The organism is Pseudomonas sp. Irchel 3E13 (assembly GCF_900187455.1).
Taxonomy (GTDB): Bacteria; Pseudomonadota; Gammaproteobacteria; order Pseudomonadales; family Pseudomonadaceae; genus Aquipseudomonas.
The window spans coordinates 237997-260514 of record NZ_FYDX01000009.1 but is presented as its reverse complement, the minus strand read 5'-3'; the positions used below and the strand labels follow the sequence as shown (position 1 = coordinate 260514).

Annotated in this window: 21 protein-coding genes; 16 read left to right on the top strand and 5 right to left on the bottom strand. The window is 62.0% G+C overall.

From position 1 onward, the window contains the following. The first annotated feature begins 255 nt into the window (after positions 1–255). The 4 genes from puuE to CKW37_RS17805 all read left to right on the top strand — a co-directional run bounded on the left by puuE (position 256) and on the right by CKW37_RS17805 (position 3670). Complete coding sequence (gene puuE, locus CKW37_RS17820) at positions 256–1185, top strand: allantoinase PuuE (protein ID WP_095157030.1); 930 nt, start codon at positions 256–258, stop codon at positions 1183–1185. Beyond that, positions 1182–1697 carry a 2-oxo-4-hydroxy-4-carboxy-5-ureidoimidazoline decarboxylase gene (uraD, locus tag CKW37_RS17815; RefSeq protein ID WP_095157029.1) on the top strand — a complete coding sequence of 172 codons (516 nt, stop codon included), beginning with the start codon at positions 1182–1184 and terminating at the stop codon, positions 1695–1697. Before puuE ends, uraD begins: the two co-directional genes overlap by 4 nt. 68 nt (positions 1698–1765) lie before the next feature. Then, positions 1766–2269 carry an ureidoglycolate lyase gene (locus CKW37_RS17810; RefSeq protein ID WP_095157028.1) on the top strand — a complete coding sequence of 168 codons (504 nt, stop codon included), beginning with the start codon at positions 1766–1768 and terminating at the stop codon, positions 2267–2269. A 48-nt stretch (positions 2270–2317) separates the two neighbouring features. Continuing rightward, positions 2318–3670 carry a urate hydroxylase PuuD gene (locus CKW37_RS17805; protein ID WP_095157027.1) on the top strand — a complete coding sequence of 451 codons (1353 nt, stop codon included), beginning with the start codon at positions 2318–2320 and terminating at the stop codon, positions 3668–3670. Between the two features lie 46 nt (positions 3671–3716). On the opposite strand, the gene CKW37_RS33270 is transcribed toward CKW37_RS17805, so the two are convergent. Beyond that, positions 3717–3851 carry a hypothetical protein gene (locus tag CKW37_RS33270; RefSeq protein ID WP_256587794.1) on the bottom strand — a complete coding sequence of 45 codons (135 nt, stop codon included), beginning with the start codon at positions 3849–3851 and terminating at the stop codon, positions 3717–3719. On the opposite strand from CKW37_RS33270, the gene CKW37_RS17800 reads away from it, so the two are divergent. The 3 genes from CKW37_RS17800 (at position 3850) to CKW37_RS17790 (ending at position 7279) form a co-directional block, all read left to right on the top strand. Beyond that, positions 3850–5205 carry a nucleobase:cation symporter-2 family protein gene (locus tag CKW37_RS17800; protein WP_095157026.1) on the top strand — a complete coding sequence of 452 codons (1356 nt, stop codon included), beginning with the start codon at positions 3850–3852 and terminating at the stop codon, positions 5203–5205. The two genes, CKW37_RS33270 and CKW37_RS17800, sit on opposite strands and share 2 nt — an antisense overlap. Positions 5206–5343: 138 nt before the next feature. Further along, positions 5344–6132 (top strand): outer membrane protein OmpK, encoded by a 789-nt coding sequence (locus CKW37_RS17795; RefSeq protein WP_095157025.1) that lies wholly within the window; start codon positions 5344–5346, stop codon positions 6130–6132. Positions 6133–6493: 361 nt separating this feature from the next. Then, on the top strand, positions 6494–7279 hold the full coding sequence (locus CKW37_RS17790) for an outer membrane protein OmpK (protein WP_095157024.1): 786 nt from the start codon (positions 6494–6496) through the stop codon (positions 7277–7279). Here CKW37_RS17790 and CKW37_RS17785 read toward each other — a convergent pair. After that, on the bottom strand, positions 7263–8954 hold the full coding sequence (locus CKW37_RS17785; RefSeq protein WP_095157023.1) for a phosphoethanolamine transferase: 1692 nt from the start codon (positions 8952–8954) through the stop codon (positions 7263–7265). The genes CKW37_RS17790 and CKW37_RS17785 overlap by 17 nt on opposite strands. Positions 8955–9005: 51 nt before the next feature. Next, positions 9006–9299 carry a hypothetical protein gene (locus tag CKW37_RS17780; protein WP_095157022.1) on the bottom strand — a complete coding sequence of 98 codons (294 nt, stop codon included), beginning with the start codon at positions 9297–9299 and terminating at the stop codon, positions 9006–9008. A 231-nt stretch (positions 9300–9530) separates the two neighbouring features. Here CKW37_RS17780 and CKW37_RS17775 point away from each other — a divergent pair, with 231 nt between their 5' ends. Next, positions 9531–11480 (top strand): LTA synthase family protein, encoded by a 1950-nt coding sequence (locus CKW37_RS17775; RefSeq protein ID WP_095157021.1) that lies wholly within the window; start codon positions 9531–9533, stop codon positions 11478–11480. Between the two features lie 34 nt (positions 11481–11514). On the opposite strand, the gene CKW37_RS17770 is transcribed toward CKW37_RS17775, so the two are convergent. Beyond that, positions 11515–12423, bottom strand: a complete 909-nt coding sequence (locus CKW37_RS17770) for a DUF808 domain-containing protein (protein ID WP_095157020.1) — start codon at positions 12421–12423, stop codon at positions 11515–11517. A 177-nt stretch (positions 12424–12600) separates the two neighbouring features. Between CKW37_RS17770 and CKW37_RS17765 the strand changes: the two genes are divergently transcribed. Then, positions 12601–13209 carry a TetR/AcrR family transcriptional regulator gene (locus CKW37_RS17765; RefSeq protein ID WP_095157130.1) on the top strand — a complete coding sequence of 203 codons (609 nt, stop codon included), beginning with the start codon at positions 12601–12603 and terminating at the stop codon, positions 13207–13209. Between the two features lie 84 nt (positions 13210–13293). Here CKW37_RS17765 and CKW37_RS17760 read toward each other — a convergent pair whose 3' ends face one another. Further along, on the bottom strand, positions 13294–13734 hold the full coding sequence (locus CKW37_RS17760; protein ID WP_095157019.1) for a heme-binding protein: 441 nt from the start codon (positions 13732–13734) through the stop codon (positions 13294–13296). A 255-nt stretch (positions 13735–13989) separates the two neighbouring features. On the opposite strand from CKW37_RS17760, the gene gcl reads away from it, so the two are divergent. The 7 genes from gcl to CKW37_RS17725 all read left to right on the top strand — a co-directional run bounded on the left by gcl (position 13990) and on the right by CKW37_RS17725 (position 22466). After that, a complete protein-coding gene (gene gcl, locus CKW37_RS17755) occupies positions 13990–15765 on the top strand; it encodes a glyoxylate carboligase (protein WP_095157018.1) in 1776 nt (591 codons plus the stop codon). Positions 15766–15822: 57 nt separating this feature from the next. Further along, the gene (gene hyi, locus CKW37_RS17750) at positions 15823–16605 is read left to right on the top strand and encodes a hydroxypyruvate isomerase (protein ID WP_095157017.1); all 783 of its coding nucleotides are present in this window, start codon (positions 15823–15825) and stop codon (positions 16603–16605) included. A 160-nt stretch (positions 16606–16765) separates the two neighbouring features. After that, positions 16766–17659 carry a 2-hydroxy-3-oxopropionate reductase gene (locus tag CKW37_RS17745; protein WP_095157016.1) on the top strand — a complete coding sequence of 298 codons (894 nt, stop codon included), beginning with the start codon at positions 16766–16768 and terminating at the stop codon, positions 17657–17659. A 162-nt stretch (positions 17660–17821) separates the two neighbouring features. Further along, positions 17822–19102, top strand: coding sequence for a glycerate kinase (locus tag CKW37_RS17740; RefSeq protein WP_095157015.1), 1281 nt, complete (start codon positions 17822–17824; stop codon positions 19100–19102). After that, positions 19092–20507, top strand: coding sequence for a pyruvate kinase (gene pyk, locus CKW37_RS17735; RefSeq protein WP_095157014.1), 1416 nt, complete (start codon positions 19092–19094; stop codon positions 20505–20507). Before CKW37_RS17740 ends, pyk begins: the two co-directional genes overlap by 11 nt. Before the next feature lie 157 nt (positions 20508–20664). Continuing rightward, positions 20665–21531 (top strand): urea transporter, encoded by an 867-nt coding sequence (locus tag CKW37_RS17730; protein WP_095157013.1) that lies wholly within the window; start codon positions 20665–20667, stop codon positions 21529–21531. Positions 21532–21641: 110 nt separating this feature from the next. Then, on the top strand, positions 21642–22466 hold the full coding sequence (locus CKW37_RS17725; RefSeq protein WP_095157012.1) for an ion transporter: 825 nt from the start codon (positions 21642–21644) through the stop codon (positions 22464–22466). The last annotated feature ends 52 nt before the right edge of the window (positions 22467–22518 follow it).

The window sequence follows — 22518 nt, the reverse complement described above, 5'->3', positions numbered from 1 at the left end:
GGGCTTCAGCCAATCCCTCCTTCTGTAAATAAGCCATCAGTCGCAAAGCCAGGGCTTTGGCAGACACCAGCGTCATTTGCTGACCAATCAGGCAGGTTTCTTGCAGTCCTTTCTTTATAGGTATGCTGAAAGAAATGCGGAAAAACAGGCTTACAAATCGTCAATAAAGTTGTATACAATCACACCCATCGACGTGGCCCAACGCAACCTGCGACCGCCACCCTCCCGTGTTTACGTACAAGAAGGAAGACTGCAGTGAGCGCTGATTATCCTCGCGACCTGATCGGTTACGGCAATACCCCTCCCCATCCGCGCTGGCCGGGAAATGCCCGTATCGCGTTGTCTTTCGTGCTCAATTATGAAGAAGGCGGCGAACGCAACATCCTTCACGGCGACAAGGAATCCGAAGCCTTCCTCTCCGAGATGGTCTCCGCCCAGCCGCTGCAAGGCGCGCGCAACATGAGCATGGAATCGCTCTACGAATACGGTAGCCGCGCCGGCGTATGGCGCCTGCTGAAATTGTTCAAGGACAGCGGTGTACCGCTGACCGTCTTCGCCGTGGCCATGGCCGCGCAGCGCCACCCTGACGTGATCCGCGCCATGGTCGAAGCCGGCCATGAGATCTGCAGCCACGGTTACCGCTGGATCGACTACCAGAACATGGACGAGGCCCAGGAGCGCGAGCACATGCTCGAAGCCATCCGCATCCTCACCGAGTTGACCGGTAAACGCCCGGTAGGCTGGTACACCGGCCGTACCGGCCCGAACACCCGTCGCCTGGTGATGGAGGAAGGCGGCTTCCTCTACGACAGCGATACCTACGACGACGACCTGCCTTACTGGGAATCGAACAACCCGACCGACAAACCGCACCTGGTGATCCCCTACACGCTGGACACCAACGACATGCGTTTCACTCAGGTCCAGGGCTTCAACTGCGGCGAGCAGTTCTTCCAGTACCTCAAGGACGCCTTCGACGTGCTTTACGAAGAAGGCGCCGAAGCGCCGAAGATGCTTTCCATCGGCCTGCACTGCCGCCTGATCGGTCGTCCGGCACGCCTGGCTTCGCTCAAGCGCTTCATCGACTACGCAAAAAGCCACGACCAGGTCTGGTTTGCCCGCCGCGAGGACATCGCGCGCCACTGGCACGCCAACCACCCTTACACCGCAGAGAACGCCCAATGACCGCTTTCAAGACCCTGACCCCTTCGTCCCTGGACCGCGCCGCGTTCGTCGAGGCTTTCGCCGACATCTACGAACACTCGCCATGGGTCGCCGAGAAAGCCTTTGACCTGGGCCAGCTCGAAGAAGTGGATCAGATCGAAAACCTGCACCAGCGCATGAGCGACATCCTCCTGAGCGCCGACCATGCCGCCCAACTGGCGCTGATCAACGCTCACCCGGACCTCGCCGGCAAGGCCGCCATCAAGGGTGAACTGACCGAGTCGAGCACCAATGAACAGGCCGGCGCCGGTATCCACCAGTGCACCGCCGAAGAGTTCGCGCGCTTCACCACGCTCAACGATGCCTACAAAGACAAGTTCGGCTTCCCGTTCATCATGGCGGTCAAGGGCAGCAACCGGCACCAGATCCTGGCGGCCTTCGAAACCCGCATTCACAACGATGCCGAGACCGAGTTCAAGGAAGCCCTGGCGCAGATCAACCTGATCGCCCTGTTCCGCCTGCTGCAACTGTAAGACCTTGCGCGCCGGCCCGGCCGGCGGCTACAGCCTGATAACAACACACAGAATCAAGAGACCTACGCATGCGCACTTTAGTGATTGAGCCCCTGAGCAAAGAAGCCTTCGCCCCTTTCGGTGACGTGATCGAAACCGACGGCAGCGACCACTTCATGATCAACAACGGCTCGACCATGCGCTTCCACAAGCTGGCGACGGTCGAGACCGCGCAGCCGGAAGACAAGGCGATCATCAGCATCTTCCGCGCCGACGCGCTGGACATGCCGCTGACCGTGCGCATGCTGGAGCGCCATCCGCTGGGCAGCCAGGCCTTCATTCCGCTGCTCGGCAACCCCTTTCTGATCGTGGTCGCGCCTGTTGGCGACGCACCTGTATCGGGTCTCGTCCGCGCCTTCCTGAGCAATGGAAAGCAGGGCGTCAATTACCATCGCGGCGTTTGGCACCACCCGGTGCTGACGATCGAAAAGCGGGATGATTTCCTGGTGGTTGATCGCAGTGGTTCCGGCAACAACTGCGACGAGCATTTCTTCACCGAGGACGAGCAACTGGTCCTCAATCCCCACCAATAAGAAAAGGCTGGCCATCGGTTTTCCGGTGACCGGCAAGAGGTAAAGACTGTGGAAGCACATCTGTTGGAATGGCTGAACCTTAGCGTGCGCTGGGTTCACATGATTACCGGCGTGGCCTGGATCGGCGCGTCGTTCTACTTCGTCTGGCTGGAAAACAACCTGAACCGCTCCAACCCGCGTGAAGGGCTGTCCGGTGATCTCTGGGCGATCCACGGTGGCGGTATCTACCACCTGGAGAAGTACAAGCTGGCCCCGCCGAAAATGCCGGAGAACCTGCACTGGTTCAAATGGGAAGCCTACTTCACCTGGATGTCCGGTATCGCGCTGCTGTGCGTGGTGTTCTACTTCAACCCGACCCTGTACCTGCTGGCCCCTGGCAGCAGCCTGTCGGGCGCTGAAGGGATCGCCATCGGCGTCGGTTCGCTGATCGCTGGCTGGTTCATCTACGACTTCCTCTGCGACTCGCAACTGGGCAAACACCCTGCCCTGCTCGGTCTGGTGCTGTTCGTCCTGATCATCGCGGCGTGCTACGGCTTCAGCCAGGTGTTCAGCGGTCGTGGCGCGTACCTGCACACCGGCGCCATCATCGGCACCATCATGGTGGGTAACGTGTTCCGCACCATCATGCCGGCCCAGCGTCAGCTGGTCGCCGCCATCGAAGCCAACAAGACCCCGGATCCGGTCCTGCCGGCCAAGGGCCTGTTGCGCTCGCGCCACAACAACTACTTCACCTTGCCGGTGCTGTTCATCATGATCAGCAACCACTTCCCGAGCACCTACGGCAGCCAGTACAACTGGTTGATCCTGGCAGGTATCGCAGTGGCCGCGGTCCTGATCCGTCACTACTTCAACACCCGTCACGACAGCAACAAGTACGCCTGGGCCCTGCCCGCCGGCGCACTGGCGATGATCTGCCTGGCCTACGTCACCGGCCCCAAGCCGGTCTCGACCGCGCCTGAGCAAGCCGCCGCGAAAGTCCAATACCAGCCGCTGCCGGAAACCGCACTGGGTGGCAAGACTGCCGCCGAGAAAGCCGCCGAAGACAAAGCCGCAGCCGAACAGGCCGCCCAGGCGCCAGCCGCCCCTGCCGCGCCCGTCGATGCACCTGCCCAGGCAACCGCCGCGGCCCAGGCTGCCGGTGGTGGTTTCGACAAGATCCACAGCGTCATCCAGGAACGTTGCACCGTGTGCCATTCGGCCAAGCCGACCAGCCCGCTGTTCAGCACCGCGCCAGCCGGCGTGATGTTCGACACCCCGCAACAGATCCAGCAACTGGCACCGCGTATCCAGGCCCAGGCCGTCGCCAGCCAGATCATGCCCCTGGGCAACATCACCCAGATGACTGCCGAGGAACGCAAGCTGGTCGGTGACTGGATCGCCAAAGGCGCTCCCGTCAACTAACAGCAGTCGCAAGTTACAAGCTGCAAGTCAGAGCGGTCCTCCTTTGTCAGGAGGTCTCCGCTTCGGCTTGCGGTCGAGAGACCAGCAACAACTGCACGCCTGATGGCGGCGGCTTCTTCTTGAAGCTTGCCGCCTGAGGCGTGCAGCTAAAAACAAGAACAAAACCGTTGAGGTGCTGCATGTCCGAGTCTCGCAAGGCGTACATTCCCGTTGCGCCGCCACGACAGCCCCTGCCCTTGCTGCAATTGATCCTCGTCGGTCTGCAGCATGTGTTGCTGATGTACGGAGGTGCCATCGCGGTGCCGCTGATCATCGGACAGGCTGCCGGACTCTCCCGTGAAGAAGTTGCTTTCCTGATCAATGCCGATCTGCTGGTCGCCGGTGTCGCCACCATCGTTCAGTCGTTCGGCATTGGTGCTGTAGGGATCCGCATGCCGGTGATGATGGGTGCCAGCTTCGCCGCCGTCGGCAGCATGGTGGCCATGGCCGGGATGCCTGGCGTCGGCCTGCAAGGGATCTTCGGCGCGACCATCGCCGCCGGGTTCTTCGGCATGCTGATCGCGCCCTTCATGTCCAAGGTGGTGCGTTTCTTCCCGCCATTGGTGACCGGCACGGTCATCACCTCGATCGGCCTGTCGCTGTTCCCGGTTGCCGTCAACTGGGCCGGTGGCGGTGCCTCCGCCAGCACCTTCGGCTCGCCGATCTACCTGATCGTCGCCGGCCTGGTCCTGGCCACCATTCTCCTGGTCAACCGCTTCATGCGCGGTTTCTGGGTCAACGTTTCGGTACTGATCGGCATGGGCCTGGGCTACATCCTGGCCGGCTCGATCGGCATGGTCGACCTCTCCGGTCTCGACGAAGCACCCTGGCTCCAGGTCGTGACGCCGCTGCACTTCGGCATGCCGACCTTCAGCCTCGCACCGGTCCTTTCCATGTGCCTGGTGGTGGTGATCATCTTCGTCGAATCCACCGGCATGTTCATCGCCCTGGGCAAGGTGACCGATCGCGAAGTCACCCCCGGCATGCTTCGTCGCGGCTTGATGTGCGACGCCGGCGCTTCCTTTGTCGCCGGTTTTTTCAACACCTTCACCCACTCCTCGTTTGCCCAGAACATCGGCCTGGTGCAAATGACCGGCGTACGTTGCCGCTACGTGACCGTGGTGGCGGGTGGCTTGCTGATCCTGCTCAGCCTGCTGCCGAAGGCCGCGTTCCTGATCGCCTCGATTCCGCCGGCGGTACTGGGCGGTGCGTCGATCGCCATGTTCGGCATGGTCGCCGCCACCGGCATCAAGATCCTCCAGGAAGCGGACATCGCCGACCGGCGCAACCAGTTGCTGGTCGCGGTCAGCGTCGGCATGGGCCTGATTCCCGTCGTGCGTCCGGAGTTCTTCGCGCAAATGCCGCAGTGGATGGAACCGATCACCCATAGCGGTATCGCCATGGCCACGGTCAGCGCCCTGGTGCTGAACCTGCTGTTCAACATCCTCGGCGGCGCCGAGCGCGCTGCGCACAACGAAGCCTCCGCCCACCATTGAGCCTTTTGGGCGGCGCTTTCGCCGCCCCGGCAAACCCGAGCAATACGCAGGACCGTCGACCCGTGGGAGCGGGTCGGCCGGGGCGCTTCGCGCCGAAAAAACCGCAACGAACAATAACAATTAGCCGGGAATCACAACATGAAACGCATCACCACTTCCCTCCTCCTGGGCAGCAGCTTGCTGGCAACACTTCCAGCGGTGGCGGGGGATCTTCTGCTGTGGCAATCCAACAGCCTCAGCTATTTGTACGGCAAGGACTTCCAGGTCAACCCTGCGATTCAGCAGACCATTACCTTCGAACACGCCAACAAGTGGAAGTACGGCGACACCTTCCTGTTTGTCGACAAGATTTTCTACAACGGCCAGGCCGACCGCGGCAAAGGCTACCGCACCTACTACGGCGAGTTCACCGAGCGCTTCTCGTTCGGCAAGATCTTCGACACCAAGGTCGAACTCGGCCCGATCAAGGACGTGCTGCTGGCCGTGAGCTACGAGTCCGGCGAAGGCGACAACGAGGCCTACCTGATCGGCCCCGGCTTCGACCTGGCGATTCCCGGCTTCAACTACTTCACCCTGAACTTCTACAACCGTCACACCGAAGGCAGCCGTGCGGGCGACAACGTCTGGCAGATCACTCCGACCTTCTCCTACACCATTCCCGTGGGCAAGTCCGACATCCTCATCGACGGCTACATTGACTGGGTGGTGGACAACGACGAAACCAAGAAGCGCGGCACCTACCACGCCAACCTGCAGTTCAACCCGCAGGTCAAATACGACCTCGGCAAGGCCCTGAACCTCGGCGCCAAGCAGCTCTACGTCGGTTTCGAGTACAGCTACTGGAAGGACAAATATGGCATCGAGAACAGCGGTCGTCTCGATACCAACCAGAGCGTGACCAGTGCTTTGGTGAAGGTGCACTTCTAAAACCTGACCAGGTGAAAGGATTTTGTTCCACCGGCTCCAGGACGGAGCACTTGAGGGCCAGCGCGCAAGCCAGTAACCTGCGCGCCCCCTCGACCGGGGCGGAAGGATTCCGCCCCCGTTTACTGACCGCTCAGTCAATGAATACGGGCGGTTGGTAGATGTAAGCGCCAACAGTCGTAACCGCTTTGAACTGTTCAGAAAGACGTCGAGCAGGATTGCTGCACCCTTTCGGAAAGATGGGGCCAGCGCTTGCCTTTTTTTTGTGGGCGATCGCAAAAACCTGACCCGGAAGGCAACTCGATCAACCCGACGACGCCGACTCAAGAGCGTCGCTAACAGAATCAATCAAGGGAGCAACCCGATGCGCTTTACCAACAGCCTGATCCTCGCAGGTGGCCTGCTGGCCGCCAGCTCCGCCATGGCCGGCGACCTGTTGCAATGGCAGAACAACAGCCTGACCTACCTGTACGGCAAGGATTTCGCGGTCAACCCGGAAATCCAGCAGACCTTCACCTTCGAGCACGCCGATGCCTGGAAGTACGGTGACAACTTCCTGTTCATCGACAAGATCTTCTACAACGGCAAAAAAGACAGCAGCAACGGCCCGAACACCTACTACGGCGAGTTCAGCCCGCGCCTGTCGTTCGGCAAGATCTTCGGCCAGGACCTGTCGTTCGGCCCGGTCAAGGATGTGCTGCTGGCCATGACCTACGAGTTCGGCGAAGGCGACACCGAGTCCTACCTGATCGGCCCTGGTTTCGACCTGGACATCCCCGGCTTCGACTACTTCCAGTTGAACTTCTACCAGCGCAACACCGAAGGCAGCCGTGCCGGCGACAACGTCTGGCAGATCACCCCGGTGTGGGCCTACACCATCCCCGTGGGCAAATCCGACATCCTCATCGACGGCTTCATGGACTGGGTCGTCGACAACGACGAAACCAAGCGCCGCGGCACCTACCACGCCAACCTGCACTTCAACCCGCAGATCAAGTACGACCTCGGCAAGGCGCTGGACCTGGGTGAGAAACAGCTCTACGTCGGTATCGAATACGACTACTGGAAAGACAAATACGGCATCGAAAACAGCTCTGGCTTCGACACCAACCAGAACACCGCCAGCCTGCTGGTCAAGGTGCACTTCTAAGCGCATCTCCCGTCGCCTCGGCGGCGGCAACCTCTCCAGGCCCCTGCATGCAGGGCCTGAAGAGGTCCAGTTGTTCTCGATAGACCGCCGTTCGCACGCTCATCAGACCCAGTGTCGAATGGAACAGGTTGTCGTGGGACAACGGCAATTCCCGCTGCGCCCGCAGGCAGCCCTGGGTAATGCCGGTCCGAGTCGAAAAGGCGTCGGACAGCCAGGCCACCATCGGCACCCTGGTCTGCTCACTGGGCGCCATCGCGTAAGGCAGGCCATGCAGGTAAACGCCCTTCTCCCCCAGTGACTCACCGTGATCGGACACGTACAGCATGGCCGTGTGGAACTGCGCCTCCCGACTTTTCAGCAGATCGATAACGCTTGCCAGCACATGGTCGGTGTAAGCGATCGAATTGTCGTAGGCATTGACGATGGTCCCGTTGCTGCATTTGTCCAACTGGCTGGTGTCGCAGGTGGGCGTGAACCGGCGAAACGCCTCGGGATAGCGCTTGAAGTACGCCGGGCCATGGCTGCCCAGCATGTGCAGGACAATCACCGTATCGTCGGCACTGCGATCGATCCGCTCGGCCAGCCCGTGCAACAGCGCTTCGTCGAAGCAACCATCGGCATTGCACAGCTCGCTGATCCCCAGCTTGCCGATGTCTTCGCTCGGCACCCGGTCGCAGACGCCCTTGCAGCCTGAATTGTTGTCGCGCCAGAGCACCGCCACGCCAGCCCGGTGCAATACGTCGAGCAACCCTTCGCGGCCGCGGGCATGGAAACTCTTGTACTCGCGACGCCCCAGGTCCTGGAACATGCACGGGACCGAAATCGCCGTGGCCGTGCCGCAGGAACTGACATCGGTGAAGCTGACCACCTCACGCGAAGCCAGCGCCGGGTTGGTCTGCCGAGGGTAGCCATTGAGCGAAAAACTGGCCGACCGCGCGGTTTCCCCGACCACCAGCACCAGCACCTTGTGCCGCCCCCGCTGCCCGGCTTCGGCCACTCGCACCGCATCCAGCCCCACCGGCTCGAAGGCGGCGGGCGTACGCAATTGCCGCTTGGCATAGCTGTGCACGGCGCCGACGAGGTTCGACGGCACCAGCATCAGGCGCAGTTCCCGGTTATTGCGCAGCAACGACGCGTAGGACTGGTAGGCCAGCGCCAGAATGATCCCTATCAGCAGCAATGCCCCCAGCAGGCTGCCCAGCTTCAATAGCGCGGCGCGGGTCCAGCCATGCCTTGCCAGTGGAATGCGGCTGACCACTATCGCCGGCACGACCCCGACCAGCAGCACCCAGATCAACAGGCCCGGCCCCAGCAGATCAAATACTTCACGGCGTTCGGTCTGCATCGCGTTAATCAACATGGAGTAGTCGATCATTATTCCGAAGCTGCTCATGAAATAACTGACGACCGCAGACAATAAAAGCATCAGGATCAAAACAGCCCGCGTCAGTTTCCCCCACGCCAATAAACCCAGGACTACAAAGTTAAACAGGCAAACTAACAGTGGAAGACTGGCGAGAAAGAAAACATGTTCATTATTCCAGCCATCCACCGCATTCCACAGGTGCCGCCAGAAAGAAGCGTTCATGACCAGACTCAGCCACACCGAAACCAGAAATACCAACAATGGCGCCGGAATCTTCCAGGTCGCCCGCTCAAGCGGCTCAACATTCATGCGTGTCTCCTGACACTGGTTCAACTATCCCTGAAACACCGGATCGCACGCTCAGCGAGCGGTGCGAAGACGCTGGCGAACGCACCAGATGGCCAGCGCCGGAGCGCCGAAGCCCGCGAAAAGAAGGGCCAGCAGCATGCCCGAGCGGTCGAGGAAGATCAGCACATCCAGCAGCAGCAAACCGAGGCTGACGAGCACGGCCAAGGCCGGCACACCCCACTGCCCCAACGTGCGTGGCCGGCGAAAGATCAAGCGTGAATTGAAGGCAAGTAACAGCCACATCAATGCGGCAGCAAGATAAACGCCCAGATGATAAACATCGTAGGACAACTTCAAAACGGACATGGCGCGACTTCCCTGCGCAAACGATGGCAAAAACTATTATCACTTCTAGCCGAACTTCCTTGCCCAGCCTGTGCGCAACGAATTTTAGACGAACCTTTCATACTTTCCAGACATGACATTTACATTTCTTTCTCTTTTCACTTGTTAGCGTTCACCGCCTACACTCGCCAGTGCCTGAATGAACGCCGCATCCGTTCCAGGCAATGGACACAATTAAAAAGGGAATTAATGATGTACACACCCAAAACAGCGCCCATGCGCTATTTGCTGTTGCTGACCGCCACTTGGCTGGGGATTTTCACGCTGACCCGCGCCGCCCTGCTGTTCACTCACCTGGACGAAGCCGGGCATGCGTACCTCTCGATTTTCACCATCGGCGTGCTCAACGACCTGGCCTTCCTGGTCTACGCTGCACTTCCACTGACCCTGTTCGTGCTGCTCTGCCCTCGACGGCTCTGGGTATCGCGGTTCAATCGCTGGCTGCTGCAAGGCGTGCTGGCGGTGAGCATCTACGCGATGCTCTTCACCGCAGTCGCCGAGTGGCTGTTCTGGGACGAATTCGGTGTGCGCTTCAACTTCATCGCGGTGGACTACCTGGTCTATTCCGACGAAGTGCTGAACAACATTCTTGAGTCCTACCCCATCGGCGCCCTTCTGGGCGGTCTCGGTGTACTGACCCTGGTGATCTGCGTACTTCTGCGCAAGCCGCTGCTGCGCGCCCTGCATGCACCGTTTCCGACGTTCCGGCAACGCGCCGCACAGGCCGCCGGCGTGGCGGTACTGGTGCTCTTGAGCATGCAGTTCCTCGACCAGAACAGCCTGCGTAGCCAGGGCGGCAACACCTACCAGCGCGAGTTGGCCAGCAATGGTCCGTACCAGTTCTTCGCCGCCTTCCGTAACAACGAACTGGATTACCAGCAGTTCTACGGCACCCTGCCCGAAGCGGCGACCGCCGAGCAGATCCATGCCGAACTCAACCAGCCCGGCGTGACCTTCCTCGGCAAGGAACCCATGGACATCCGCCGCACCGTGAGCAACCCCGGCACGCCGCGCACGCCCAACATCGTCCTGGTCACCATCGAAAGCCTGAGCGGCAAGTACCTCGGCAGCAACGGTGATCCACGCAACCTCACGCCCAACCTCGATGCACTGCGCAAGCAAAGCCTGTACTTCAACAATTTCTACGCCACCGGCACCCGTACAGACCGCGGCCTCGAAGCCATCACCCTGTCGATGCCACCAACACCGGGGCGTTCGATCGTCAAACGCATCGGTCGTGAAAGCGGCTTCGCCAGCCTCGGCCAGCACCTGAGCGAGGTCGGTTACGACAGCGTGTTCGTGTATGGCGGCCGCGGTTACTTCGACAACATGAACGCCTTCTTCAGCGGCAACGGCTATCGGGTCGTCGACCAGACCAGCGTCGATGAAAGCGATATCAGCTTCAAGAACGCCTGGGGCATGTCCGACGAGGACCTCTACCGGCAGGCGGTCAAACTGGCCGATGCCGATCACGCCAACCAGGTGCCGTTCTTCCTGCAATTGATGACCACCTCCAACCACCGCCCCTACACCTATCCCGACGGCAAGATCGACATCAAGTCAGGCAATGGTCGCGACGGCGCGGTGAAATACACCGACTACGCCATCGGCCAGTTCCTCGCCGAAGCGCGGAAAAAGCCGTGGTTCGACAACACCCTGTTCATCTTCGTCGCCGACCACACGGCCGGCAGCGCGGGCAAGGAAGACCTGCCGGTGCAGAACTACCAGATCCCGCTGTTCATTTATGGACCGAAGCTGATCGAGGCCCGCGAGGAAGGCAAGCTGGCCAGCCAGATCGACCTGGCGCCGACCTTGCTCGGGTTGCTGAACATGAGCTACACCTCGACGTTCTTCGGCCGCAACCTGCTGCTTGAAGACAACCTGCCGCCGCGGGTGCTGATCGGCAACTACCAGCACCTGGGCCTGTTCGACGGCCAGGACCTGGCGATTCTCAGCCCGCGTGGCGGTCTGCGCTTGCACCAGCAGGCACTGGGAGAAAGCCATGAAATCGCGAGCGATGCGGACAATCCGCTGATCAAGCGGGCCATCGCCTATTACGAAAGCGCCAGCTACGGCTTCAAGCAGCGCCTGCTGGACTGGGTGCCGGAGAACCACACACCGCAGACGGCCTCGACGCCTTGAAGAAATGAAAACGGCCCCTCGGGGCCGTTTTACCTCAGGCCTTCACCGCCCGCCAGACCTTGCTCACCCCACCGACCACCGCCAGCACCACCGCACCGGCGACGATACCCACCACACCGCTGAGCAGCGCCGACGTCAAACCACCGCCACGGCCTTCGCTGAAACCCTGGATCGCGTGATGCAGCGGCTCGACGCCGTGCACCAGAATCCCGCCCCCCACCAGGAACATCGCCGCCGTACCCACCACCGACAGCATCTTCATCAGCCACGGCGCCGAATGCAGGATGCCGCGGCCGATTGTTTTGCCGATGCCCTTGGAGGTGTTGGTCAGCCACAGGCCCAGGTCATCGAGCTTGACGATCCCCGCCACCAGCCCGTAGACGCCCGCAGTCATCACCACGGCGATACCCGAGAGCACGATGATCTGCTGGGTCAACGGCGCGCCGGCAACCGTGCCGAGGGTAATGGCGATGATCTCCGCGGACAGGATGAAATCGGTGCGGACCGCGCCCTTGATCTTGTCTTTCTCGTAGGCCACCAGGTCCACCGCCGGATTGGCCGCGGCGTCGCTCAGGGCCGCGTGCTCGGCGTGGTTTTCGTCGGCGCCATGGAGGAACTTATGGGCGAGCTTCTCGAAGCCTTCGAAACAGAGGTAGGCGCCGCCGATCATCAGCAGCGGCGTGACCGCCCACGGAATAAATGCGCTGATCAGCAGCGCCGCCGGCACCAGGATCAGCTTGTTGAGGAAGGAGCCCTTGGCGACCGCCCACACCACCGGAATTTCCCGGTCCGCCTTTACGCCCGTGACCTGCTGGGCATTGAGCGCCAAGTCGTCGCCCAGGACACCGGCGGTTTTCTTGGCCGCCACTTTGGTCATCAAGGAAACGTCATCGAGTACTGCCGCGATATCGTCGATCAGTAGAAGAAGGCTGCTTCCTGCCATTTGCATGTATCTCGCGTAAAGAATAGTTACAGAAGGATAGCCGGTTGCCGCTTGCGATACACCTGCGAACCGCTTGGGACGCCGCCTTGAGCCCCGCGCGAGCCCGGTGCTACCATGCGCCACCGCCTGCCCGGGCCTGCCGCGGTGCGGGCCGAGACCAAGGAACAGCGCCAAACCATGAGCAGCATTCGCGAGCGCAACAAAGAACTGATCCTGCGTGCGGCCAGTGAAGAATTCGCCGACAAGGGTTTCGCCGCCACCAAGACCAGCGACATCGCGGCCAAGGCCGGCTTGCCCAAGCCCAACGTCTACTACTACTTCAAGTCCAAGGAAAACCTCTACCGCGAGGTGCTCGAGAGCATCATCGAGCCGATCATGCAGGCGTCGACCCCGTTCAACGCCGAGGGTGATCCTGATGAAGTGCTCAGTGCCTATATCCGCTCCAAAGTGCGGATCTCCCGGGATCTACCGTTTGCGTCGAAGGTATTTGCCAGCGAGATCATGCACGGCGCGCCGCACCTCAGTGCGCGGCAGGTGGAGCAACTGAACGTCCAGGCCCGGCACAACATCGCCTGCATCCAGCGCTGGATCGACCACGGCCAGATCGCCCCGGTAGACCCGCATCACCTGATGTTCAGCATCTGGGCGGCGACCCAGACCTACGCTGATTTCGACTGGCAGATTTCGGTGGTGACCGGCAAGGCCAAGCTCGATGACAGTGACTACGAGGCCGCGGCGCAGACCATCATTCGGCTGGTGTTGAAAGGGTGTGCGCCGGACAACTGATGTCCGGTTCAAGCGCCTCATCGCCGCGGTTCGGCACCCCGACAAGCCGGCGATGAGGCGATCAACCACTACCCAGCTATCAAATCAAGCCGCAACCCCGGCATCAGCCCGCAACCCCGCCTCTTCGATCGCACTGATCGCGCACTGCTCATCGATATCCGACGTATCGCCGCTGATCCCGATCGCCCCCAGCACCACGCCCGCTTCATTGCGAATCAGCACGCCACCCGGCGCCGGCACCACCGCGCTCTGACCCAGGCCATTGAGCGCGGCAAAGAACGCCGGGCGCTGCTGCGCGTCCAGCGCCAGCAAACGCGAGCCCTTGCCCAGGGCGATCGCGCCCCACGCCTTGCCCATCGCCACTTGCGGGCGCAACAGGCTGGCGCCGTCCTCGCGCTGCAAGGCCAGCACGTGGCCACCGGCATCCAGCACCACCACGGTCAGCGGCGCAGCGGAAATCTTGCGACCCGCAGCCAGCGCGCCATTCACCAGGCTGACAGCGACTTTCAAGCTCAATGCATTCATGAAACGGTCCTCTTTTTGTTAGAAGCCCAGGCGGGCAAGTGAAAACTGATAGAACAAATAGAACACAATGGAGAATATTTTTGTATACAATATTTTCCACATCACGCCCCTGATCGTCGCCAAAGCCTTTTTTACGGCATTTCGACGAAAGCACAGACCGCCGATGAAAATGGATTGACCAGCACTGCGTCCCATGAATAAACTCTGGCAAAAAGCAGTTTGTATACAATTACAAAATCAATGAGGCACAAAACCATGAGCAAAATGAGAGCAATCGATGCAGCCGTTCTGGTGATGCGCCGTGAAGGTGTGGACACCGCGTTTGGCATTCCTGGTGCAGCGATCAACCCGCTGTACTCGGCGCTGAAGAAAGTCGGTGGTATCGATCACGTCCTCGCTCGCCACGTTGAAGGCGCCTCGCACATGGCCGAGGGCTACACCCGCACCAAGGCCGGCAACATCGGCGTGTGCATCGGCACCTCGGGCCCAGCCGGCACCGACATGGTCACCGGTCTGTACAGTGCCTCCGCCGACTCCATCCCGATTCTCTGCATCACTGGCCAAGCGCCGCGCGCTCGCCTGCATAAAGAAGATTTCCAGGCCGTCGACATCACCAGCATCGTCAAGCCGGTGACCAAGTGGGCGACCACCGTTCTGGAACCGGGCCAAGTGCCTTACGCCTTCCAGAAAGCCTTCTATGAAATGCGCACCGGCCGCCCAGGCCCTGTGCTGATCGACCTGCCGTTCGACGTGCAGATGGCTGAAATCGAATTCGACATCGATGCCTACGAGCCGCTGGCAATCCACAAGCCTGCCGCAACCCGCGTCCAGGCCGAGAAGGCCCTCGCGCTGCTGAATGACGCCGAGCGCCCACTGCTGGTTGCCGGTGGCGGCATCATCAACGCCGACGCCAGCGAAAAACTGGTCGAGTTCGCCGAACTGACCGGCGTCCCTGTAGTTCCGACCCTGATGGGCTGGGGCACCATCCCTGACGATCACGAACTGATGGTCGGCATGGTTGGTCTGCAAACCTCGCACCGCTACGGCAACGCCACGATGCTGAAATCCGACCTGGTGTTCGGTATCGGCAACCGCTGGGCCAACCGTCACACCGGTTCCGTGGACGTCTACACCGAAGGCCGCACCTTCATTCACGTCGACATCGAACCGACCCAGATCGGCCGCGTGTTCACCCCGGACCTGGGCATCGTCTCCGACGCCGGCGCCGCGCTGGACGTGTTCCTGGAAGTGGCCCGCGAGTGGAAAGCCGCCGGCAAGCTGAAGTGCCGCGGCGAATGGCTGAAAGACTGCCAGGCGCGCAAATCGAGCCTGCAGCGCAAGACCAACTTCGACAACGTGCCGGTCAAGCCACAGCGCGTTTACCAGGAAATGAACGAGGTGTTCGGCAAGGACACCACCTACGTCAGCACCATCGGTCTGTCGCAGATCGCCGGCGCGCAATTCCTGCACGTGTACAAACCACGTCACTGGATCAACTGCGGCCAGGCCGGCCCACTGGGCTGGACCATTCCGGCGGCGCTGGGCGTGGTCAAGGCCGATCCGACCCGCAAGGTCGTGGCACTGTCCGGCGACTATGACTTCCAGTTCATGATCGAAGAACTGGCAGTGGGCGCGCAGTTCAAACTGCCATACGTCCACGTGCTGGTGAACAACGCCTACCTCGGCCTGATCCGCCAGGCGCAGCGTGGCTTCGAGATGGATTACTGTGTTCAACTGGCGTTCGAGAACATCAACTCGCCTGACCTGAACGGCTACGGCGTCGATCACGTTGCCGTGGTCGAAGGCCTGGGTTGCAAGGCCCTGCGCGTGTTCAAGCCGGAAGAAATCGCCCCTGCCCTGCTCAAGGCGCAGAAGCTGGCCGAAGAGCACCGCGTGCCGGTGGTGGTCGAGGTGATTCTCGAGCGCGTCACCAACATTTCCATGGGCACCGAAATCAACGCGGTCAACGAATTCGAAGACCTGGCACTGGTCGGCAACGACGCGCCAACCGCGATTTCGCTGCTCGACTGATCGACTGTGCGGCCCCGCCCTTCACGGCGCGGGGCCCATCCCAGCAAGGAGACCACCATGCCACGCTTTGCCGCCAACCTGTCCATGCTGTTCACCGAACAGGACTTCCTGGCCCGTTTCAAGGCCGCCGCCGACGCGGGTTTCAGCGGGGTCGAATACCTCTTCCCTTACGACTACAGCTCGACCGAGATCAAGCAACTGCTCGATGCTCACGGCCTGACCCAGGTGCTGTTCAACCTGCCGGCCGGCGACTGGGCCAAGGGTGATCGCGGTATCGCCTGCGACCCGGCCCGGGTCGAGGAATTCCGCGCCGGTGTCGACCTCGCCATCGCCTACGCCAAGGTGCTGGGCAACACCCAGGTCAACGCCCTGGCCGGCATCCGCCCGCAAGGCCCGGACTGCGCCACCGTACGCAAGACCTTCGTCGAAAACCTGCGCTTCGCCGCCGACAAGCTGAAGGCCGCCGGTATCAAGCTGGTCATGGAAATGATCAACACCCGCGACATCCCCGGCTTCTACCTGAACACCACCAAACAGGCCCTGGAAATCCAGGCTGAAGTGGGCAGCGACAACCTGTTCCTGCAGTACGACATCTACCACATGCAAATCATGGAAGGTGACCTGGCCCGTACCGTTGAAACCAACCTGGCCAAGATCAACCACATCCAGTTGGCCGACAACCCGGGCCGTCACGAACCGGGCACTGGCGAGATCAACTACCGCTTCCTGTTCGAGCACCTGGACCGTATCGGCTACCAGGGCTGGGTCGGCGCGGAATACAAGCCGAAGACCACCACCGAAGAAGGTCTGGGCTGGCTGAAGACGCATAACGCTATCTGAAAACGGCAATACCCCCATCACCGTAGGAGCGAGCGTGCTCGCGATGACCTCAGCCGCGCCAACACCGTCGCCGGCCTCATCGCCTTCGCGAGCACGCTCGCTCCTACGGGATGCGCGGCGCCCCCGATCAGAACTCAACAAATAAAAGAGGCAAATTCTCATGGCTAAAATCGGTTTCATCGGCACCGGCATCATGGGCCGCCCAATGGCGCAGAACCTGCAGAAAGCGGGTCACAGCCTGTTCCTGTCCACCCACCACGACGTCGCGCCAGCCGAGCTGATCGCCGCCGGTGCCGTGGCCCTGGCCAATCCGAAGGAAGTGGCCCAGGAAGCCGAATTCATCATCGTCATGGTGCCCGATACCCCACAGGTCGAAGCCGTCCTGTTCGGTGAAAACGGCGTCGCCGAAGGCGTTGGCCCGAACAAAGTGGTGATCGACATGAGCTCGATCTCGCCGACCGCCACCAAAGCCTTCGCCGAGAAGATCAAGGCCACTGGCGCAGCCTACCTCGACGCACCGGTTTCCGGCGGCGAAGTCGGTGCCAAGGCGGCGACCCTGAGCATCATGGTCGGCGGTTGCCCGAATGCCTTCGAACGCACCCTGCCGCTGTTCCAGGCCGTGGGCAAGAACATCACCCGCGTCGGTGGCAATGGTGATGGCCAGACCGCCAAGGTCGCCAACCAGATCATCGTTGCGCTGAACATCCAGGCCGTTGCCGAAGCCCTGCTGTTCGCCGCCAAGAACGGCGCCGATCCGGCCAAGGTCCGCGAAGCACTGATGGGCGGCTTCGCCTCCTCGAAGATCCTCGAAGTGCACGGCGAGCGCATGATCAAGGGCACCTTCGATCCAGGCTTCCGCATCAGCCTGCACCAGAAGGACCTGAACCTGGCCCTGCAAGGCGCCAAGGAACTGAACATCAACCTGCCCAACACCTCCAATGCCCAGCAAGTGTTCAGCACCTGCGCAGCCATCGGTGGTGCCAACTGGGACCACTCGGCGCTGATCAAAGGCCTGGAACACATGGCCAACTTCTCGATCCGCGACGACAAGTAAACACGCGCTGCACGCCGCGCGGCGAAGGGTCCGCGCATCGTTCCCTTCCACCCTCGTGGCTGGCAGTTGCAACCGCGCAACACCGCCCCTGGTTCAGCCTGCACGGAGGCCGTTCCAGGGGCGTTTTCGATTTTGAAGAACAATAAGATTTGGGAGCCTGAGATGTCGGTCGATCCGCAACAATTTCTCCGCGACCTGTTCGCCACGGCCATCGATGCCGCCCATCCGCGTCAGGTCCTTGAAGCACACCTGCCCAGCGACCGCACCGGTCGCGTCATCGTCATTGGCGCCGGCAAGGCCGCCGCAGCCATGGCCGAAGTGGTCGAACGTACCTGGCAAGGCGAAGTCCGCGGCCTGGTCGTGACCCGTTATGGCCACGGCGCCAGCTGCTCGAAGATCGAAGTGGTCGAAGCCGCCCACCCGGTCCCCGACGCCGCCGGCCTCGCCGTCGCCAAGCGTGTGCTGGAAATGGTCAGTGACCTCAGCGCCGACGACCGGGTGATCTTCCTGCTGTCCGGCGGCGGTTCCGCGCTGCTCGCCCTGCCCGCCGAGGGCCTGACCCTGGCGGACAAGCAACAGATCAACAAAGCCTTGCTCAAGTCCGGCGCCACCATCGGCGAGATGAACTGCGTGCGCAAGCACCTCTCGGCGATCAAGGGCGGCCGCCTGGCCAAGGCCTGCTGGCCGGCCACCGTCTACACCTACGCGATTTCCGATGTGCCGGGCGACCTCGCCACGGTCATCGCCTCCGGCCCCACCGTGGCCGACCCGAGCACCTCGGCCGAAGCGCTGGCGATCCTCAAGCGCTACAACATCGAGGCGCCAAAAGCGGTGATCGACTGGCTGAACAACCCCGCCTCGGAAACCGTCAAGGCCGATGACCCGGCCCTGGCCCGCAGCCATTTCCAACTGATCGCCCGGCCCCAGCAGTCGCTCGAAGCCGCCGCGGTGAAAGCCCGCCAGGCCGGCTTCAGCCCGCTGATCCTCGGCGACCTGGAAGGCGAGTCGCGGGAAGTGGCCAAGGTCCACGCCGGCATCGCTCGCCAGGTGGTGCTGCATGGCCAGCCGCTGCCGGCACCCTGCGTGATCCTTTCCGGCGGTGAAACTACCGTGACCGTGCGCGGCAATGGCCGTGGCGGACGCAACGCCGAGTTCCTGCTGAGCCTCACCGAAAGCCTCAAGGGCCTGCCCGGCGTCTACGCGCTGGCCGGCGACACCGACGGCATCGACGGCTCAGAAGACAACGCCGGCGCCATCATGACCCCGGACAGCTACGCCCGCGCCCAGGCGCTGGGCCTGTCGGCCTCGGACGAGCTGGACAACAACAACGGCTACGGCTACTTCGCCGCGCTCGACGGGTTGATCGTCACCGAACCGACCCGCACCAACGTCAACGATTTCCGCGCCATCCTCATCCTTGAGACCGCTCAACATGACGCCTGACAAAAAAGCCAAGATTCTCGCCACCCTCGGCCCCGCGACCCAAGGCATCGACGACATCCGCCAACTGGTCGAGGCCGGGGTCAACATCTTCCGCCTCAACTTCAGCCACGGTGAGCATGCCGACCACGCCATGCGCTACCAGTGGATCCGCGAGGTGGAAAGCCAGCTCAACTACCCGCTGGGCATCCTCATGGACCTGCAAGGTCCGAAACTGCGCGTCGGCCGCCTGGCTGAAGGCAAGGTGCAACTGCAACGCGGGCAAGCCCTGCGCCTGGACCTCGACCCGACTCCGGGTGACGGCCAGCGCGTCAACCTGCCCCACCCGGAAATCATCGCCGCGCTGGAGCCGGGCATGGACCTGCTGGTGGACGACGGGCGTCTGCGCCTGCGCGTGACCGCCAAGCATGTCGACGCCATCGACACCACCGTGCTCAACGGCGGCGAGCTGTCCGACCGCAAGGGCGTCAACGTTCCGCAGGCGGTGCTGGACCTCAGCCCGCTGACCCCAAAAGACCGTCGCGACCTGACCTTCGGCCTGGAACTGGGCGTGGACTGGGTGGCGCTGTCATTCGTGCAGCGCCCTGAAGACATCATCGAAGCGCGCCAGTTGATCGGCGACCGCGCCTTCCTCATGGCCAAGATCGAGAAGCCTTCGGCCGTGACCAAACTGCGCGAAATCGCCGAACTGAGCGACGCGATCATGGTTGCCCGCGGTGACCTGGGCGTGGAAGTGCCGGCCGAAAGCGTGCCGCAGATCCAGAAAAACATCATCGCCACCTGCCGCCAGCTCGGCCGTCCGGTGGTGGTGGCAACGCAGATGCTCGAATCGATGCGCTTCTCCCCGGCGCCGACCCGCGCTGAAGTCACCGACGTCGCCAACGCCATCGGCGAAGGCGCCGATGCGGTGATGCTCTCGGCGGAAACCGCGTCCGGCGAATACCCGCTCGAAGCGGTGCAGATGATGAGCAAGATCATCCGCCAGGTGGAAAGCGGCCCGGACTACCAGACCCAGCTCGACGTTGGCCGGCCAAAGGCCGAAGCCACGGTGTCGGACGCCATAAGCTGCGCCATCCGCCGTATCAGCGGCATCCTGCCGGTGGCGGTGCTGGTGAACTACAGCGAGTCGGGCAACTCGACCCTGCGCACCTCCCGCGAGCGGCCACGGGCGCCGATCCTCAACCTGACGCCGAACCTGATTACCGCGCGGCGCCTGAGCGTGGTCTGGGGCGTGCACTCGGTGGTCAACGATCGCCTGCGCCAGGTCGACGAGGTGTGTTCCACCGCGCTGGAAATCGCCCAGGCCCAAGGCATGGCCAACCGTGGCGACACCTTGCTGATCACCGCCGGTGTGCCTTTTGGCCAGCCGGGATCGACTAACTCGCTGCGTATCGAAACCCTGCTTTGACGTCTTCGCGGGACAAGCCCGCGGCCGCCGATTCATCCGCGTGAATCTGTGGCCGCGGGCTTGCCTCGCGATCCAGGGCCCTAAAAAAAGAAACACCCCTAAACCGTGGGAAAAGATTCGCCCAAAGAGGCGACCCACTTCACTCAGACCTACTGCCATGTACACCAAAAATCTAGTCAACCCCTGCCCCGACTGGGCAACCGCCTTGCTCAACGGTTTCAGTCAGGTGCTGCTGCAGCGTAATCCGCTGTGCGGCCTGTGCTGCCTGCTGGCCATCCTTCTCACCGCCCCGCACCTGCTCGGCGGCGCGCTGCTGGGCGCCCTTTCCGGGTTGCTGGTGGCCCAGCGCCGCGGCTACGACCGCGCCGACCGCCAAGCCGGGCTCTACAGCTACAACGGCGTCCTGATCGGCGTGCTGTTCAGCTACCTGCTGCCGTGGTCATCGCTGCTCGCGCCGCTCATCATCGCCGCGGCCGGGCTCAGCAGCATGCTGGTGCACCAGTGGCTCAAGCGCGGTGGTTCGGTATTGCTGCCGGCCTACACCTTGCCATTCGTACTGATCGGCTGGGCCTTGCTGGTCATCGCCGATCCGGCGGCGGTCGCCAACGCGCCGGTCCCGGCCAGCCCGCTGGATGCGTTGGCGCGGGGGCTGGGACAGATCTTCCTGCTGGATCAGCCGTTGGCGGGCTTGCTGATTGCCCTTGGCTTATTGCTGTCGGACCGCTACGCGGCGGCCTGGGCCTTTACCGGAGCCGCCATTGGCGGCAGCGTCGCGCTGGTGGGCGGTGAAGCGACTGCGGCCTACATGGGCCTTTATGGCTTCAATGCAGCGCTGGCCGCCCTCGCCTTCAGCGGCACCCGCGCCCAGCCGTGGAAGCCGTTGCTGGCGATCATCCTGGCGATCGCCGTGCAGCCGCTGTTCAACCTGCTGCCGATTTCGGGGCTGACCGCGCCGTTTATCGTGGCGTGCTGGATGGTGCGGCTGGGTGGGTTTCGCAAGGTGAAGACAGTAGCTTTGGGCTGAGCTTCATGGCCTCATCGTCGGCAAAGCCGAGATGAGGCCCTGAAAACTTGCACAACTCCCGGCCAGCCCCCTAGGCTTCCCGGCACCACCCGCCTGGAACACATCCCCTCATGAACACCCCTCAGAGCCTGCGCCAGCAGCTCTACGTCATCATCTTCCAAACCGACACCGTCGCCGGCCGCCGCTTCGATACCGCCCTGCTGCTGATCATCCTCGCCAGCCTGGTCATCGTGATCCTGGACAGCATCGACGAAGTTCACCAGAGCTACGCCGGGCTGCTGGCCGGGATCGAGTGGGGCTTCACCGCCGTGTTCCTGGTCGAATACCTGATGCGCCTGTACTGCTCGCCCAAGCCGCTGCGCTACGCCTTCAGTTTCTACGGGCTGGTGGACCTGCTGGCGATCGTGCCGGGGATCATCGCCCTGTATTACAGCGACGCCCAGTACCTGCTGATCATCCGGGTCATCCGCATGCTGCGGATCTTCCGCGTGCTCAAGCTCAGCCCATACCTCAAGCAGGCCCATTACCTGCTCGACGCCCTGCGCGGCAGCAAGCAGAAGATCATCGTGTTCCTGGTCAGCGTCTCGACCCTGGTCACGGTATTCGGCACCCTGATGTACGTCGTCGAAGGTCCCGAGCACGGCTTCACCAGCATTCCCAAGGGCATCTACTGGGCCATCGTCACCCTGACCACGGTGGGTTTCGGCGATATCGTGCCGAAGACACCGCTGGGCCAGGTGATTTCCTCGCTGGTAATGATCACCGGTTACTCGATCATCGCCGTGCCCACAGGTATCTTTACCGCCGAACTGGCCAACGCGATGCGCGGCGAGCAGTTGCGTCACGACTGCCCGGTGTGTCGCAAGAATCAGCACGAACATGGCGCGGCCTTCTGTTCGCGCTGTGGCAATGCGTTGTTCAGGAAAGAGGAATAAGCAAAGCAGCTTTTAATCTTTTTGTGCCTAAGGCGCTTTGGCTATAGTCGCT

Excerpts from the sequence above, each read along its gene's own strand:
- CKW37_RS17790 (WP_095157024.1), top strand. The coding sequence starts at position 6,494 with ATGCGCTTTACCAACAGCCTGATCCTCGCAGGTGGCCTGCTGGCCGCC.
- CKW37_RS17745 (WP_095157016.1), top strand. The coding sequence starts at position 16,766 with ATGGCTAAAATCGGTTTCATCGGCACCGGCATCATGGGCCGCCCAATG.
- CKW37_RS17800 (WP_095157026.1), top strand. The coding sequence starts at position 3,850 with ATGTCCGAGTCTCGCAAGGCGTACATTCCCGTTGCGCCGCCACGACAG.
- pyk (WP_095157014.1), top strand. The coding sequence starts at position 19,092 with ATGACGCCTGACAAAAAAGCCAAGATTCTCGCCACCCTCGGCCCCGCG.
- hyi (WP_095157017.1), top strand. The coding sequence starts at position 15,823 with ATGCCACGCTTTGCCGCCAACCTGTCCATGCTGTTCACCGAACAGGAC.
- gcl (WP_095157018.1), top strand. The coding sequence starts at position 13,990 with ATGAGCAAAATGAGAGCAATCGATGCAGCCGTTCTGGTGATGCGCCGT.
- CKW37_RS17810 (WP_095157028.1), top strand. The coding sequence starts at position 1,766 with ATGCGCACTTTAGTGATTGAGCCCCTGAGCAAAGAAGCCTTCGCCCCT.
- uraD (WP_095157029.1), top strand. The coding sequence starts at position 1,182 with ATGACCGCTTTCAAGACCCTGACCCCTTCGTCCCTGGACCGCGCCGCG.
- CKW37_RS17775 (WP_095157021.1), top strand. The coding sequence starts at position 9,531 with ATGTACACACCCAAAACAGCGCCCATGCGCTATTTGCTGTTGCTGACC.
- CKW37_RS17770 (WP_095157020.1), bottom strand. The coding sequence starts at position 12,423 with ATGGCAGGAAGCAGCCTTCTTCTACTGATCGACGATATCGCGGCAGTA.
- CKW37_RS17765 (WP_095157130.1), top strand. The coding sequence starts at position 12,601 with ATGAGCAGCATTCGCGAGCGCAACAAAGAACTGATCCTGCGTGCGGCC.
- CKW37_RS17785 (WP_095157023.1), bottom strand. The coding sequence starts at position 8,954 with ATGAATGTTGAGCCGCTTGAGCGGGCGACCTGGAAGATTCCGGCGCCA.
- CKW37_RS17780 (WP_095157022.1), bottom strand. The coding sequence starts at position 9,299 with ATGTCCGTTTTGAAGTTGTCCTACGATGTTTATCATCTGGGCGTTTAT.
- CKW37_RS17760 (WP_095157019.1), bottom strand. The coding sequence starts at position 13,734 with ATGAATGCATTGAGCTTGAAAGTCGCTGTCAGCCTGGTGAATGGCGCG.
- CKW37_RS33270 (WP_256587794.1), bottom strand. The coding sequence starts at position 3,851 with ATGCAGCACCTCAACGGTTTTGTTCTTGTTTTTAGCTGCACGCCTCAG.
- CKW37_RS17795 (WP_095157025.1), top strand. The coding sequence starts at position 5,344 with ATGAAACGCATCACCACTTCCCTCCTCCTGGGCAGCAGCTTGCTGGCA.
- CKW37_RS17740 (WP_095157015.1), top strand. The coding sequence starts at position 17,822 with ATGTCGGTCGATCCGCAACAATTTCTCCGCGACCTGTTCGCCACGGCC.
- CKW37_RS17730 (WP_095157013.1), top strand. The coding sequence starts at position 20,665 with ATGTACACCAAAAATCTAGTCAACCCCTGCCCCGACTGGGCAACCGCC.
- CKW37_RS17725 (WP_095157012.1), top strand. The coding sequence starts at position 21,642 with ATGAACACCCCTCAGAGCCTGCGCCAGCAGCTCTACGTCATCATCTTC.